The organism is Stenotrophomonas chelatiphaga (assembly GCF_001431535.1).
GTDB classification, from domain to species: Bacteria; Pseudomonadota; Gammaproteobacteria; order Xanthomonadales; family Xanthomonadaceae; genus Stenotrophomonas; species Stenotrophomonas chelatiphaga.
This window is the reverse complement of the sequence record NZ_LDJK01000030.1, coordinates 16548-30590: the sequence shown is the minus strand read 5'-3', so window position 1 is coordinate 30590 and position 14043 is coordinate 16548. Positions and strand designations below refer to the sequence as shown.

At 68.3% G+C, this 14043-nt stretch carries 13 protein-coding genes and 1 tRNA gene; 4 read left to right on the top strand and 10 right to left on the bottom strand.

The genetic code is table 11. The annotated features are described in order from the left end of the window. Positions 1-130: 130 nt before the first annotated feature. The 8 genes from ychF to ABB28_RS07990 form a co-directional block, all read right to left on the bottom strand. On the bottom strand, positions 131-1222 hold the full coding sequence (gene ychF, locus ABB28_RS08025) for a redox-regulated ATPase YchF (RefSeq protein ID WP_057508132.1): 1092 nt from the start codon (positions 1220-1222) through the stop codon (positions 131-133). A gap of 112 nt (positions 1223-1334) precedes the next feature. Beyond that, complete coding sequence (pth, locus tag ABB28_RS08020) at positions 1335-1913, bottom strand: aminoacyl-tRNA hydrolase (RefSeq protein WP_057508131.1); 579 nt, start codon at positions 1911-1913, stop codon at positions 1335-1337. A gap of 77 nt (positions 1914-1990) precedes the next feature. Beyond that, positions 1991-2614 carry a 50S ribosomal protein L25/general stress protein Ctc gene (locus tag ABB28_RS08015; RefSeq protein WP_042614860.1) on the bottom strand — a complete coding sequence of 208 codons (624 nt, stop codon included), beginning with the start codon at positions 2612-2614 and terminating at the stop codon, positions 1991-1993. 110 nt (positions 2615-2724) lie between these two features. After that, on the bottom strand, positions 2725-3684 hold the full coding sequence (locus ABB28_RS08010) for a ribose-phosphate diphosphokinase (RefSeq protein WP_042614861.1): 960 nt from the start codon (positions 3682-3684) through the stop codon (positions 2725-2727). A 138-nt stretch (positions 3685-3822) separates the two neighbouring features. After that, positions 3823-3899, bottom strand: a tRNA-Gln gene (locus ABB28_RS08005). 12 nt (positions 3900-3911) lie between these two features. Then, on the bottom strand, positions 3912-4784 hold the full coding sequence (ispE, locus tag ABB28_RS08000; RefSeq protein WP_057508130.1) for a 4-(cytidine 5'-diphospho)-2-C-methyl-D-erythritol kinase: 873 nt from the start codon (positions 4782-4784) through the stop codon (positions 3912-3914). Then, positions 4781-5434 (bottom strand): lipoprotein insertase outer membrane protein LolB, encoded by a 654-nt coding sequence (gene lolB, locus ABB28_RS07995; protein WP_425479534.1) that lies wholly within the window; start codon positions 5432-5434, stop codon positions 4781-4783. Before lolB ends, ispE begins: the two co-directional genes overlap by 4 nt. After that, positions 5434-7122, bottom strand: coding sequence for a tetratricopeptide repeat protein (locus ABB28_RS07990; protein WP_185000261.1), 1689 nt, complete (start codon positions 7120-7122; stop codon positions 5434-5436). Before ABB28_RS07990 ends, lolB begins: the two co-directional genes overlap by 1 nt. A 63-nt stretch (positions 7123-7185) precedes the next feature. Here ABB28_RS07990 and hemA point away from each other — a divergent pair, with 63 nt between their 5' ends. Genes hemA through ppk2 form a run of 4 tightly spaced genes read left to right on the top strand, consistent with a single transcriptional unit; the run spans position 7186 to position 12061 of the window. After that, positions 7186-8469, top strand: coding sequence for a glutamyl-tRNA reductase (hemA, locus tag ABB28_RS07985; protein ID WP_057508127.1), 1284 nt, complete (start codon positions 7186-7188; stop codon positions 8467-8469). Next, on the top strand, positions 8447-9532 hold the full coding sequence (gene prfA / locus ABB28_RS07980) for a peptide chain release factor 1 (protein WP_057508126.1): 1086 nt from the start codon (positions 8447-8449) through the stop codon (positions 9530-9532). Before hemA ends, prfA begins: the two co-directional genes overlap by 23 nt. Continuing rightward, on the top strand, positions 9532-11235 hold the full coding sequence (locus ABB28_RS07975) for an O-linked N-acetylglucosamine transferase, SPINDLY family protein (protein WP_057508125.1): 1704 nt from the start codon (positions 9532-9534) through the stop codon (positions 11233-11235). The genes prfA and ABB28_RS07975 overlap by 1 nt, the downstream gene beginning before the upstream one ends. A 46-nt stretch (positions 11236-11281) precedes the next feature. Beyond that, positions 11282-12061 (top strand): polyphosphate kinase 2, encoded by a 780-nt coding sequence (ppk2, locus tag ABB28_RS07970; RefSeq protein WP_057508124.1) that lies wholly within the window; start codon positions 11282-11284, stop codon positions 12059-12061. 69 nt (positions 12062-12130) lie between these two features. Here ppk2 and ABB28_RS07965 read toward each other — a convergent pair whose 3' ends face one another. After that, positions 12131-12727, bottom strand: a complete 597-nt coding sequence (locus ABB28_RS07965) for a TlpA family protein disulfide reductase (protein ID WP_057508123.1) — start codon at positions 12725-12727, stop codon at positions 12131-12133. Next, positions 12724-13998, bottom strand: a complete 1275-nt coding sequence (locus ABB28_RS07960) for a YihY family inner membrane protein (protein WP_057508122.1) — start codon at positions 13996-13998, stop codon at positions 12724-12726. The genes ABB28_RS07965 and ABB28_RS07960 overlap by 4 nt, the downstream gene beginning before the upstream one ends. Between the last annotated feature and the right edge of the window lie 45 nt (positions 13999-14043).

Here is a 14043-nt window from a genome sequence, read left to right as displayed (position 1 = left end):
GGAGCGGCTTCTGCCGTCCCCCGCAGCGCCCACCCGCCCAGCCCAACCGCACGAACCAATCAGGCGCGCCCCACCACGAGGGGCCCTGCCGTTCGCCCGCAGGCGGGGCTTCCGATCGCCCGTTGCAGGATCAGACGTTGAAGCGGAAGTGCAGCACGTCGCCTTCCTGCACGCGGTATTCCTTGCCTTCCAGGCGCAACCGCCCGGCTTCCTTGGCACCGGCTTCGCCCTTGAACTTGATGAAGTCGTCGTAAGCGATGGTTTCGGCGCGGATGAAGCCCTTCTCGAAATCGGTGTGGATGACCGCAGCGGCCTGCGGCGCGGTGGCGCCCTTGCGCACGGTCCAGGCACGGACTTCCTTCACGCCAGCGGTGAAATAGGTCTGCAGGCCCAGCAGCTGGTAAGCCGCGTTGATGACGCGGTTCAGACCCGGCTCGGTCAAGCCGAGATCGGCCAGGAAGGTATCGCGGTCTTCGTCATCCAGCTGCGACAGCTCTTCTTCGATCGCCGCCGAGACCGGCACCACCTTGGCCCCCTCTTCGGCAGCGCGCGCACGCACGGCATCCAGGTGCGGATTGTTCTCGAAGCCATCTTCCAGCACGTTGGCGATGTACATCACCGGCTTGAGCGTCAGCAGGAACAGATCGCGTACCAGCGCCTTTTCTTCTTCGTCCAGGCCGGCCGCACGGCCGGCCTTGCCGTCGGCCAGCGCCGCCTGCAGCTTGGCCAGCACCGGCTTGCGTGCCGCTGCCTCCTTGTCACCGCCCTTGGCCGAACGCTCGGCGCGGTTCAGCGCCTTCTCCACGCTGTCCAGGTCAGCCAGCGCCAGCTCGGTATCGATGGTGTCGATGTCCGACAGCGGATCAACCTTGTTGTTGACGTGGATGACGTCGGCGTTCTCGAAGCAGCGCACCACGTGGGTGATCGCATCCACTTCGCGGATGTGCGCCAGGAACTTGTTGCCCAGGCCTTCACCGCTGGCCGCACCGGCCACCAGGCCGGCGATGTCGACGAACTCGACCGCCGTCGGGATGACCTTCTGCGGATTGATGATGCCCGCCAGTTCGTTCAGCCGCGGATCCGGCACCGGCACGATGCCGACGTTCGGCTCGATCGTGCAGAACGGGAAGTTGGCCGCGGCGATACCCGCCTTGGTCAGCGCATTGAACAGCGTCGACTTGCCCACGTTGGGCAGGCCGACGATTCCGCATTTGATACCCATGTTCGACAACCTTTGGGGTGAAAGTGATTGGCGAAAAAGCGCACGCGCTGTTTGGCAAATCATTTTCGTCGTACCGCCGCCGGGCAGGGCCCGGCGCCATCACGCTTCTGGGTTACTTCGGGGTGTGCAGGCGCTTCATCGCCTCGCTGAAATCACCCTGCACCGCCAACGGCAGCACGTCGATCGCATCATCGATGGCGCGCGCGATCAGCACGTCGTCGTCCTTCGATGCACGTCCCAACACCCACGGCACCACGCGATCCTTGTGGCCGGGATGGCCGATGCCCACGCGCAGGCGATGGAAGCGAGCATGCCCGAGCAGGCGGATGGTATCGCGAAGGCCGTTCTGCCCGCCGTGGCCGCCATCGAACTTCAAGCGCGCCGCACCCGGCGGCAGGTCCAGTTCGTCGTGGGCCAGCAGGGTTTCTTCGGGTTCGATCTTCCAGAACCGCTGCGCGGCAGTCACCGACTTGCCACTGAGGTTCATGTACGTGGCCGGCTTCAGCAGCCAGACCGGCTGGCCTGCGATATCGACCTTGGCGGTCTCGCCGAACAGCTTGCTGTCCACGCTCCAGCGTGCGCCCGCCTTTTCGGCCAGGGCCTCCACAAAATGAAACCCAGCGTTGTGCCGGGTCCGGGCGTGCTCGGCACCTGGGTTGCCCAGGCCGACGATCAGTCGCAATCCTGCCATTGTCTCTTCCTGTCACGGCCTGCCAGCGCTGCCGGCAGGTACGGCGCCCGTCCCGGAGGACAGGCGCCGCAACGGCATTACTCTGCGGCTTCTGCGTCTTCAGCAGCGTCGGCAGCATCTTCCTTGCCGTGCTTGGCAGTGACCACGGCATCGTCGTGATCCTTGCCCAGCGCCAGCGCCGGCAGCTCAACGCCCTTCGGCAGCTTGAGGTCGGACAGATGGATCACGCCACCGGCTTCCAGGGCGCCCAGGTCGACTTCGATCGACTCCGGCAGGTCCTTCGGCAGGCAGGACACGGTGACTTCCTTCACTTCGTGGGTGACCACGATGTCCGAAGCCTTGCCGGCCGGCGAGGTTTCTTCATTGATGAAGTGCAGCGGCACCGAAGCGGTCAGGACTTCGTTCTCGTTCACGCGCAGGAAATCCAGGTGCAGGATCAGCTGCTTGAACGGGTGGCGCTGCATGTCACGCAGCAGCACGCGCTCGACCTTGCCATCGAGGTTCAGGTCCAGGATGGACGAGTAGAACCAATCGTTGTACTGGGCCAGCCAGATTTCATTGTGGTCAAGGCTGATGGCGACCGGCTCGGCGTTGCCGCCGTAGACGATCGCCGGGATCACGCCAGCGTGACGCAGGCGGCGGCTCGCACCCTTGCGCTGCAGTTCACGCTTGGTGACCTTGATTTCATGGGTCTTGGACATTTTCTACTACCTGTTGGGTGCCCTGCCGTGTGGCGGGGCGGATGAAGGCACTTCCGCGACCAGAAGTGCCCTTGGAGGTCCCTGCCGTTACCGGCGGGGACGAAAAAAAATCAATCCACGTACAACGAGCTGACCGACTCACCGAAGGCGATGCGGCGCATCGTCTCGGCCAGCATCTCCGCCACGCTCAGCTGGCGGATCTTGCTGCACACGCGCGCGGCGTCCTTCAGCGGGATGGTGTCGGTCACCACCAGCTCATCGAGCTGGGAATTGGTGATGTTGTCCACCGCCGGGCCGGACAGCACCGCGTGGGTGCAGTACGCGGCGACCTTGAGCGCACCGCGCGCCTTCAGGGCAGCAGCAGCGGCGCACAGGGTGCCGGCGGTATCGACGATGTCATCGACCATCACGCAGGTCTTGCCTTCGACGTCACCGATGATGTTCATCACGGTGGAGACGTTGGCGCGCGGACGGCGCTTGTCGATGATCGCCAGGTCGGCGTCGTCCAGGCGCTTGGCCACGGCGCGCGCACGCACCACACCACCCACGTCCGGGGACACCACGATCAGGTTTTCGGTGCCGTAGGCGCGCCAGATATCGGCAAGCAGCAGCGGCGAGGCATATACGTTGTCCACCGGGATGTCGAAGAAGCCCTGGATCTGGTCGGCATGCAGGTCCACGGTCAACACCCGATCGGCACCGGCGGTGCTGAACATCTTCGCCGCCAGCTTGGCGGTGATCGGCACGCGCGAAGACCGCATGCGGCGATCCTGGCGCGAGTAGCCGAAGTACGGCACCACGGCGGTGACGCTGGCCACCGATGCGCGCTTGAGCGCGTCGATCAGCACCAGCAGTTCCATCAGATTCTCTGCGCTCGGCGCGCTGGTCGGCTGGATCACGAAGACGTCCTGCTTGCGGACGTTCTCTTCGATTTCCACCTGCACTTCACCATCGGAGAAGTGCGACACCAGTGCCTTGCCCGGACGCACGCCCAGTTCCTTGCAGATGTTCTGTGCGAGGCGTTTGTTGGCGTTGCCGGAAAACACCAGCAGGTTGGGCGAATCTTGCATCATGATTGTCTCGGGCGGGGGCGAGTGGCGGAGATCGGGTAACCCCAGGCACCCGAAGGCCCCTGCGGCTGATTGCACCACGGCATTTCCACGTCCCGCGCAGACAGCTGCGCTGGTTGGCGCGGACCAAGCCGCAAGTGGCAGGGGCGGGAGGATTCGAACCTCCGAATGCCAGGATCAAAACCTGGTGCCTTGGGCCTCTTGGCGACGCCCCTGCATCAAATGAATCAGTTACGCTCGAGTGCATCCAGCAGTGGTGACCGGCCAACGCCCGCCACCACCCACGCCCGCAACTCCTTGGACAACCCCGCCCTGCCCGCCTGCGCAGCCTGCTGCGAAGGGAACTCGACGAAGCACCCACTTCCCGACCCTGTCAGCCGCGCCGTGCCGATGTTGCTCAACGCAGCAAGCACGGCCTCTACGGCAGGCTCGCGACGGCGCAGCACCGGTTCGAACGCATTGCCGGACAGGTATCCGGAAACGAAGTCCTCTATTTTCGCCATTGGACTGTCGCGCGTCAAATCCGGATCTGCAAAAAGGGCCGGCGTGGGCACGTGGACCCCCGGATCGGCGATCACGTACCACGCCGGCGGCAGGTCGATGGGGGTCAGCTGCTCGCCGATGCCTTCGGCCCAGGCGTTGTGTCCGCGCACGAAAACCGGCACGTCCGCCCCCAGCTGCAGGCCCAGCGCGGCCAGCGCATCCGGGTCGAGCCCGGTGCGCCAGAGCCGGTTCAAAGCCACCAGCACGGTCGCCGCGTCGGACGACCCACCGCCAAAGCCACCACCGGCTGGGACGTGCTTTTCGACGACGATATCCACGCCCTGATCGCTTTTCGCGGCTTTTTTAAGCGCAACTGCTGCCCTTACCGCCAGGTCATCAGCCTCGGCGACACCGGGAAGCGACGCGCCGTGGCGGCGTATCAGCCCATCCTGGCGCAGCCGCAGGCCGATCCGGTCACCCCAGTCGAGCAGCCGGAACACGGTCTGCAACTGGTGGTAGCCATCGGCGCGACGGCCGGTGATATGAAGGAACAGGTTCAGCTTCGCCGGCGCCGGCCACCAGGACCAGTCATCGGCGTCATCACACGACGGATTCATGGGTTGGCCTCGCCCCACTGGTCGACCACCAGCCGCACCTTGGCCTCGCCCTTGCTGGCTTCGATGCGCCGCGGCAGCGACTGCCGGCCGTCCTGCGCGGGGTACCAGTCCAGGTAATCCACCTGCCACCCGGCCTGCCGCAGCTGGCGCGGGCGCCCTTCGGCGTCACGCTGCAGGGCGGCTTCGCCGCTGCCTTCCAACACCAGTCCACGGGTCCAGTCGGGCAGCTGGTTGACCGGGATGTCCCAGCCGGTCGCCGCGAGCAGCACCGCCTGCGCATCCGCACCCTCGCGCGGACCACCGTCCAGGCCTTCCAGCCGGCCGCTGCCCTGCAGGGCGTCGCCCTGCAGGCGCCAGCTCTGCCGGGTCACCGGGGCGCTCAGCTGCACCTGGTAGGCACTGCCCTGCTGCTCCCAGTCGATCCGGCCGCTGCCGCCGTTCTTTCCCTTGCTGACCGCCACCCGCCCCTGGAACGACCAGTCCGGCTGTGCCCGCAGCGCCTGCACGCGTGCCGCTTCGGCACGTTCGGCGGCCGGCGAAACGGTATAGGCCACGTCCGGCACCGGCGTCTTCTGCGAGCCGACCGACGTACAGGCGGCCAGCGCCACCGTGGCCGCGGCCAACAGCAGCGGCCGGATCATTGAATGCATCATGGTTTCAGGGTCTCGCGGACGCGCTGCAGCGCGCGGTTGTCAGGGTCCAGCCTGGCGGCCTCGTCGAAGTAACGGCGCGCCTCGTCCTGCCGGCCGCTCACCCACAGCACTTCGCCCAGGTGCACGGCGATCTCGGCATCCTTGGCCAGCCCGTAGGCACGACGCAGCTGCACCAGCGCCTCTTCGTTGCGCCCCAGCCGATACAGCACCCAGCCATGGCTGTCGATGATGGCCGGGTTGTCCGGCTCGGCCACGCGGGCGCGGTCGATCAGCTCCAGCGCCTCCTGGTAGCGGTGGGTGCGGTCGGCCAGGGTGTAGCCCAAGGCATTCAACGCGGCGACGTTTTCAGGTTCGGTGATCAGCACCTTGCGCAGGTCGGCCTCCGCACGCGGGATGTCATCGCGGCGCTCCCAGGCCAGCGCGCGGGCGTACAGCAGCGCGTTTTCATCGGGATACGCGGCCAGCCCACGGGCCAGCGCGTCCAGCTCGCCGGCCTCGTCGCCGGCGCGCAGGCGCAGCTCGGCTTCCAGCAGGTAGGCGTCGCGGCGGGCTTCTTCGGCCAGCACCGCATCGGACTGCACGGCGCGCACCTCTTCCAGCGCCTTGGCCTGGTTGCCGAGCAGGCCCTGCGCGTTGGCCGCGCGCAGCCGGGCTTCGCTCAGTTCCTCGCCCCCGGGCACGCTGTGGTACCAGTCCACCGCCTCCTGGTAGCGCTTGAGGTATTCGGCGATCTTGCCCAGCAGCAGGCGCTGCGCCGGATCTGGCTTGCTGGCCGCACGCGACAGCTCGGTGTACAGCGCGGTCAGCGCGGTGGCGTCATCCTGCTTGGCCAACAGCGATGCGCGCATGCCGTAGGTCTGGGTGTCCTGCGGTCCGCTGGACAGCACGCGCTCGGCAGCCACCGCCTCGTTCATGCTGTCGTAGGCAATGGCCACCGCATTGCGCAGGTCGACGCTGGTGCGGGTCTGCGGCTCCAGTGCCTGCAGCACGGTGACCGCTTCAGCGGTATGCCCGGTCTGCTGCAGCTGGCTGGCCCGCAGCAGCGCCACGCGCGGGTCCTGCGGGAAGCGGCGTACCACCTGGTCCACCATGCGCTGGGCCAGTTCCGGCTTGTCCATGCGCATCGCCAGCCGGCCGAACTCCTGCCAGACCTCGATCCGGTTGGGGATCGCATCGGCCTCGACAAGGGCTTCCAGCACCTGCGCCGGCACTCCCGGGTCGCGCCCGCCACCGACCAGCGCGGCCAGGCTGAAGCGCCAGCCCTCCTCGCCGGGTGCGGCCAGCAGCGCCTTCAGTTCGGCTTCTGCCACCTCGGGCTTGCCCTGCCGCATTGCCAGCGCCGCGGCGGCACTGCGCATCGCCAGCGAGCGCGGTGCGCGCTGCTGCCACAAGGCCAGCGCCTGCGCGGCACGGGCATCATCATTGGCCAGCATGGCGATCCGGGTGGCACGTTCGGCCAGCCCGGCATCCCCTTCACTGGCCTGCGCGGCCAGCAGGTACTGCGCCGCCGAGTCGGGCAATTTGCCCGCCTGCAGGGCGAATTCGCCCACCAGCGCAGGCTCCAGCGAAGGCTCCTGGGCACGTTCGGCCTGGTCCAGTACGCGGGCGATGGAGGGGGCTGCCAGCGCTTCGCCCGCCATCAGGCTGAGCAGCAGAACACTGGAGATGCGAATCAATGCGGGCATCGACGGCATTGGGGCCTTAAAATGTGTGCCTATGGCCAGCAGCTTATCGCAAGCAACTGAACAATGACCCTGTGGGTGCTCGGACTGAATCACCAGACCGCACCGGTGGACCTGCGCGAACGCGCGGCCTTCGCCGGTGAGGCGTTGCCGCGCGCGCTCGGTTCGCTGCGCGACACCCCGCAGATCGCCGAGGCAGTGCTGCTGTCCACCTGCAACCGCACCGAACTGTATGCGGTGGCCGACTCCGAAGCCGCCCTGAACCAGTGGCTGCAGGGCCAGGCCGGTGACCTGCAGGGCTACCTGTACCAGCATGCCGACGCCGATGCGGTGCGCCACCTGTTCCGGGTCGCCACCGGGCTGGATTCGATGGTGCTGGGCGAACCGCAGATCCTGGGCCAGGTGAAGGACGCCTGGTCGGTGGCGCGCGAACACGGCCTGCTCGGCCAGCGCCTGGACCGGCTGTTCCAGCAGACCTTCTCGGTGGCCAAGCGCGCCCGCACCGATACCCAGGTCGGCGCCAATCCGGTCTCGGTGGCTTCTGCCGCCGTGCGGCTGGCGCAGAACTCGTTCGCGCGGCTGGACGATTCCACCGTGCTGCTGGTCGGCGCCGGGGAGACCATCGAACTGGCCGCGCGCCACCTCAGCGATGGCAAGGTGCGCCGCCTGCTGATCGCCAACCGCACCCTGGCCCACGCCCAGGACCTGGCCAGCCGGCACGGCGGGGTGGCCTTGCCGCTGGCCGAGCTGGACCGCCATCTTGCCGAAGCGGACATCGTGTTCTCCGCCACCGCCGCGCGCGAGCCGGTGATCCACCGCGACGCGGTGGCCGCGGCGCTGCGTGCCCGCCGGCACAAGCCGATGCTGCTGTTCGACCTGGCCGTGCCGCGTGACATCGAAGCCAGCGTGGCCACACTCGCCGATGCCTTCCTGTACACCGTGGACGACCTGGAACGGGCGGTGGAAGACAACCGCCGCGGGCGCCGCGAGGCCGCCGCTGAAGCCGAAGCCATCATCGAGCTGCAGGTCGCCCGTTTCGTGGAAACCCAGCAGGCGGGCGCACACCATGCGCCGCTGAAGCAGCTGCGCGCGTTCGGCGAAACCACCCGCGCGGAAATGCTGGAACGGGCGCGGGCACAGCTGGCCAACGGCAAGCCGGCCGACGAAGTACTGGAACTGCTCGCCCATGGCCTGACCAACCGCCTGCTGCACCCGCCCACCGCCGCCCTGCGCGCCGCCGCGCTGACCGGCGATGCCGACCTGACCCGCGCCGCCGAGCGCCTGTTCCCGGCGCAGCCGGGATACCACCATCCTGCCGTGAGACCTGATGACGCCGACCCTGCGCCGTAAGCTTGAAGCGCTGGCCGAGCGCCGCGAAGAACTCGAACGCCTGCTTTCCGACCCCAGCGTGGTGGCCGACAACAAGCGCTTCCGCGATCTTTCGCGCGAGTTCGCGCAGCTGGAACCGGTGGCCACCGCGCTGGCCGAAGAGCGCCGCGCCAAGGACGACCTTGCCGCCGCCGAGGCGATGCGCGCCGACCCGGACCTGCGTGAGCTGGCCGACGAAGAAGTGGACGCCGCGCAGGCCCGCCTGGCGCAGCTGGACCATGACCTGGCGCTGCTGCTGGTGCCGCGCGACCCGCGTGATGAGGGCAACCTGTTCCTGGAAGTGCGCGCCGGCACCGGCGGCGACGAAGCGGCGATCTTCGCCGGCGACCTGTTCCGCATGTATGCCCGCTACGCCGAACGCCAGGGCTGGAAGGTGGAAGTCGAATCGGACAGCCCCGGCGAACACGGCGGCTACAAGGAAGTGGTGGCCCGGGTGGTCGGGCGCGGCGCGTTCTCGCGGCTGAAATTCGAATCCGGCACGCACCGCGTGCAGCGGGTGCCGGCGACCGAATCGCAGGGCCGCATCCATACCTCGGCGGCGACGGTGGCGATCATCCCCGAAGCCGATGAAATCGACGAGATACAGATCAATCCGGCCGACCTGCGGGTGGATACGTTCCGCTCCTCCGGCGCCGGTGGCCAGCACGTCAACAAGACCGAATCGGCCATCCGCATCACCCATGTCCCGACCGGTGTGGTGGTGGAATGCCAGACCGAGCGCAGCCAGCACGCCAACCGCGACAAGGCGATGAAGCGCCTGAAAGCGCAGCTGCTGGATGCCGAGCGTTCGCGCCAGGATGCAGCGCAGGCCGAATCCCGACGCCTGCAGGTCGGCAGCGGCGACCGCAGCCAGCGCATCCGCACCTACAGCTTTCCGCAGGGCCGCATCACCGACCACCGCGTGGAGGGACTGACGCTGTATGACCTGCCCAACGTGATGGCCGGCGACATGGATGCCTTGCTGCAGCGGCTTTCGCAGGAACACCAGGCCGACGCACTGGCCCAGCTGGCCGCGTCGCCCTGATGCAGCCGGCCAGCCAGCGCCAGCAGCTGCAGCAGGCGGTCCGCCGCCAGCCGGCGGACTTCATCGCCTGGGTGATGCTGGCCGATGCCGAACTGGAAGCCGGCGACCTGGCAGCCGGTGAACAGGCCGCGCGGCGTGCCCTGCAGCTGCGTCCGCGGCATCCCGAAGCGCTGGCCCGGCTGGGCCGGGTGGCGTGGATGGCCGGCGCGCACGGCGATGCCGCCCAGCTGCTTGGCGAGGCCGCGGCCGGCGCGCCGCAGCACCCTGGCATCGCATTGTGGCTGGGCCACGCACTGGAAGATGCCGGCGATGCCGAAGGCGCGGCGGATGCGTACCGACGCGCCCACGCGCTGCTGCCCGACGAGCCCTACATCGCCGCGCAGCGGCTGGCCTGGCAGCGCCGCCTGTGTGACTGGCAGGACATCGATGCGCTGTCGCGGCAGGTCCGCGATGCCGTGGCCAGCGGCCGCGGCGCGGTGGAACCGTTCGCCTTCCTCAGCGAAGACGCCAGTGCCGCCGAACAGCTGGCCTGTGCGCGGCTGCGCGCGGCGCAGTTCAGCGGCGTGCGGCCGCTGCCGCCGACCGCGGTGCGGCAACGCGGCCCGCTGCGGATCGGCCTGCTCTCCAATGGCTTCGGCGCGCACCCCACCGGCCTGCTGACCGTGGCGGTGTTCGAACAGCTGCGGCAGGACCCGGCGCTGGATATCCATCTGTTCGCGCTCAACCGCGACGATGGCAGCCCCATCCGGCAGCGCCTGACTGCCGCCACCCGCCTGCATGAGGTGGCCGGCCTGCGGCATGCCGACGTGGCGGCACGGATCCGCGCCGAAGGCATCGACGTGCTGTTCGACCTGCGCGGCTGGGGCGGCGGCGGTGCGCCGGAAGTGCTGGCGCTGCGCCCGGCGCCCCTGCAGGTCAACTGGCTTGCGTATCCGGGCACCTCCGGCGCGCCGTGGATGGACGTGGTGCTGGCCGATGCGTTCGTGCTGCCGGCCGCGCTGGACGCACAGTTCAGCGAACGCGTGCTGCGCCTGCCGCGTGCCTTCCAGCCTTCGGACAACACCCGCCTGCTGCTGCCGGCACCGTCGCGCGCCGCCTGCGGCCTGCCGGAGCACGGCGTGGTGTTCTGCTGTTTCAACAACAGCTACAAATTGAATCCGCGCAGCATGGCGCGTGCCTTGCAGGTGCTGCAGGGCGTACCCGGCAGCGTGCTGTGGCTGCTGTCCGGGCCGGGCCGCGCCGATGCCCGCCTGCGCGATGCGGCGTGCGCAGCCGGGGTGGATCCGGCGCGGCTGGTGTTCATGGCCAAGCTGCCGCATGCGCAGTACCTGGCCCGCTATGCACTGGCCGACCTGTTCCTGGATACCCATCCGTACAACGCGCACACCACCGCATCGGATGCACTGTGGGCCGGCTGCCCGGTCCTGACCTGCCCCGGCGGCACCTTCGCCGCGCGCGTGGCCGGCAGCTTGAACCACCACCTCGGCCTGCATGCGATGAACGTGGCCGACGATGCCGCTTTCATCGCCCGCGCCACGGCACTGGGCAATGACCCCGCCGCGCTGGCGCTGCTGCGCGCGCAGCTGGCCGAGGCACGCGCCGGCAGCGGCCTGTTCGACATGGGCGGCTTCGCCGCCGACCTGTCCCGGCTGCTGCAGCAGCTGGCCGGCGAATACGGCTGGCAGGGCGCGCACACCGCCTGAACCGCGCACGCGGCACACTGCGGCTTCCCTCTGACCGGAGTCGCCGATGGCAAAGCTCAAGCGCAAGGCCTACGAGGCCTTGCTGGAACCGATGCAGCTGGAACTGGCCACCATGGCGCGTTGGGTGCAGCTGACCGGGCAGCGCGTGCTGGTGCTGTTCGAAGGGCGCGACACCGCGGGCAAGGGCGGCGCCATCCAGGCCATCAGCCAGCACCTCAACCCACGCCAATGCCGGGTGGTCGCACTGCCCAAGCCGACCGACCGTGAAGCCACCCAGTGGTACTTCCAGCGCTATGCCAGCCACCTGCCCGCCGCCGGCGAGATCGTGCTGATGGACCGCAGCTGGTACAACCGCGCCGGCGTGGAACAGGTGATGGGCTACTGCAGCGATGCGCAGTACCGGCAGTTCCTGCAGCAGGCGCCGGTGTTCGAACAGCTGCTGGTGGACGACGGCATCCTGCTGTTCAAGTACTGGCTGGCGGTGGACCAGGCGCAGCAGGAGGAACGTTTCGCAGAACGCCATGCCGATCCGTTGAAGGGCTGGAAGCTGTCGCCGGTGGACCTGCAGTCGCGCGACAAGTACGAGGCCTACACCCAGGCCCGCGAAGCCATGCTGCAGGCCACCCACCGTCCCGGTGCGCCGTGGACGCTGGTGGACTTCAACGACCAGCGCACGGGACGACTGACCCTGGTGCGCAACCTGCTCGATCGGCTGCCCGATACCCATGTCGACGAGGCGCTGCCGAAGCTGCCGAAGCTGAAAGGCAAGCTGCACCGCGAGCACTACGCGCTGCTGGAACCGATCGATGCGTTCCCGATCGACTGAGCCAGCGCTTCGGGGGCAGGTGCCTTCTGCGCTGCAGAAGAAACCTGGCCCCTTGCCTGCCAGCTGGTCTCAGGACTTGCTGCTGGCGATACGCGCTTCGATGTCCGCCGCCGTCACCGGTCCGACGAACGAGTGCACCACCTTGCCCTGCGGGTCCACCAGGTGGGTCAGCGGCAGGCCGCGCGGGGTGGCGAAGTCGGCCGGCGGATCGTACGGGTCGACGATGGCGATCGGATAGGTCACCGGGCGCTCCTTCAGGAACGCCTGCATGTCGGCCGGTTCGATCTCTTCATAGGCCAGACCGACCACCTCGATCTCGCTGCGCATCGCATGCAGCGCCGACAGTTCCGGCATCTCCTTGCGGCACGGGGCGCACCAGGTGGCCCAGAAGTTCACCACCACCCACTTGCCGCGATGCGCGGCCAGGTCATAGTCGGCGCCGTCGACGGTCTTGACCTTCAGCGTGGGGAACTCGGCGGTGACCCGCTCGGCGGCGGCGGTACCATCGGCTGCGCCCAGCGCGGCATCCGGATCGGCGGCAGGCGCCGGCGGGGTCGCATCGGTCGCCGGCGGGGTGGCGGCCGGGGCGTTCGCAGCAGGCTCGGCGGCCGGCTTGCAGGCGGCCAGCAGCACGGACAGGGTGACGACCAACAACGTGCATCTCATCGGGGCGTATCTCCGGGGGGATAGATGTCGCTGACGCGACGCTTGAGTTTCTCACGCAGTGGCAGGCGCAGTTCGTCCAGCGCCGCCAGCGCGGCCTGGCCCAGGCTGTCCTGGCGATACGGCAGGTGCTGTTCGGCCACCGGGATGCGCAGCTGGGTGGATTCGTACAGGTCGCCCAGGGTCAGCTGATCCAGGTCCCGTGCCAGCATCCACTCGCCGCTTTCCACGCGACGCACCAGCGCGATGCGCTCCATGTCGCACAGCAGCTGCTGCAGCAGCGAGTCGGTCATCATCGGCTCGTGCTGCAGGATTTCGTCTTCGTCCAGTGCCTTGCCCAGCGCGCGCGCCTGCTGGAAGCGCCCGAGCAGGCGCAGCAGCGCATAGAACTCGTAGCCCTGCGGCAGTCGCAGTTCCACCGGCTGGTAGCGGAAGGCGGCCATCGAAGAAGCCAGCGAGGCCCCCAGCAGCACCGCCACCCAGCACAGGTAGATCCACAGCAGCAGGATCGGCACGAACGCCACGGTGCCGTACAGCTTCTGGTACGACTGGAAGCTGCCCAGGTAGGCACCAATGCCCCACTTCACCAGTTCCAGCAGGATCGCCGCCAGGATCGCGCCGGGCACGGCATGCTTCCATTTGACCGTGTGGTGCGGCACCACGCGGTACACCAGCGTGATGCAGACGAACTCGATCAGCACCGGCGCCAGCCGCAGCGAAAAGTCCGCCAGCCACTGCCCTTCCTGGGTACCGAACAACGGCAGCGCAAAGACCCGCGCCGACACCGCCAGCGAGGCGGCGGCCAGCATCGCGCCCAGGGTCAGCACGGTCCAGTAGACCAGGAAACGGGTCAGCTTGGGCCGCGACGATCCCACCCGCCAGATCTGGTTGAAGGTCTCTTCCACGCTGTTGAGCGTGATCAGCAGCGAGATCACCAGCGCGATGAAGCCGGCAGCGGTGAGCTGCCCGGCACTGGCGCTGAACTGCCGCAGGTAGCCTTCGGCCGCGCGCGCCGCGCTGGGCACGAAGTTGGAGAACACGTAGTCGCTGAGCTGGTCGCTCCAGCGGTCGAACACCGGGAAGGCGGACAGCACGCCGAACACCACGATCGCCAGCGGTACCAGCGCGAACACGGTGGTGTAGGCCAGCGCGGCAGCGGCCTGGAACAGGCGGTCATCAAGAAAGCGCCGCCACAGGAAACGGCCGAAGCTTGCCGCGCGCGGACGGTCGCGCGCGCGCTCCATCCATAGATTGATCGTGTTCAACGGTTCCATCGGCGCAAGGGTACCCGATGCAGGATGGCCGCAGGATAGCCATAC

What these genes read in the sequence shown, in the direction of transcription:
- ispE (WP_057508130.1), bottom strand. Translation starts at nt 4,784, where the DNA reads ATGAATCCGTCGTGTGATGACGCCGATGACTGGTCCTGGTGGCCGGCG.
- hemA (WP_057508127.1), top strand. Translation starts at nt 7,186, where the DNA reads ATGACCCTGTGGGTGCTCGGACTGAATCACCAGACCGCACCGGTGGAC.
- ppk2 (WP_057508124.1), top strand. Translation starts at nt 11,282, where the DNA reads ATGGCAAAGCTCAAGCGCAAGGCCTACGAGGCCTTGCTGGAACCGATG.
- ychF (WP_057508132.1), bottom strand. Translation starts at nt 1,222, where the DNA reads ATGGGTATCAAATGCGGAATCGTCGGCCTGCCCAACGTGGGCAAGTCG.
- lolB (WP_425479534.1), bottom strand. Translation starts at nt 5,434, where the DNA reads ATGCATTCAATGATCCGGCCGCTGCTGTTGGCCGCGGCCACGGTGGCG.
- ABB28_RS08010 (WP_042614861.1), bottom strand. Translation starts at nt 3,684, where the DNA reads ATGCAAGATTCGCCCAACCTGCTGGTGTTTTCCGGCAACGCCAACAAA.
- prfA (WP_057508126.1), top strand. Translation starts at nt 8,447, where the DNA reads ATGACGCCGACCCTGCGCCGTAAGCTTGAAGCGCTGGCCGAGCGCCGC.
- ABB28_RS07990 (WP_185000261.1), bottom strand. Translation starts at nt 7,122, where the DNA reads ATGCCCGCATTGATTCGCATCTCCAGTGTTCTGCTGCTCAGCCTGATG.
- pth (WP_057508131.1), bottom strand. Translation starts at nt 1,913, where the DNA reads ATGGCAGGATTGCGACTGATCGTCGGCCTGGGCAACCCAGGTGCCGAG.
- ABB28_RS07960 (WP_057508122.1), bottom strand. Translation starts at nt 13,998, where the DNA reads ATGGAACCGTTGAACACGATCAATCTATGGATGGAGCGCGCGCGCGAC.
- ABB28_RS07965 (WP_057508123.1), bottom strand. Translation starts at nt 12,727, where the DNA reads ATGAGATGCACGTTGTTGGTCGTCACCCTGTCCGTGCTGCTGGCCGCC.
- ABB28_RS07975 (WP_057508125.1), top strand. Translation starts at nt 9,532, where the DNA reads ATGCAGCCGGCCAGCCAGCGCCAGCAGCTGCAGCAGGCGGTCCGCCGC.
- ABB28_RS08015 (WP_042614860.1), bottom strand. Translation starts at nt 2,614, where the DNA reads ATGTCCAAGACCCATGAAATCAAGGTCACCAAGCGTGAACTGCAGCGC.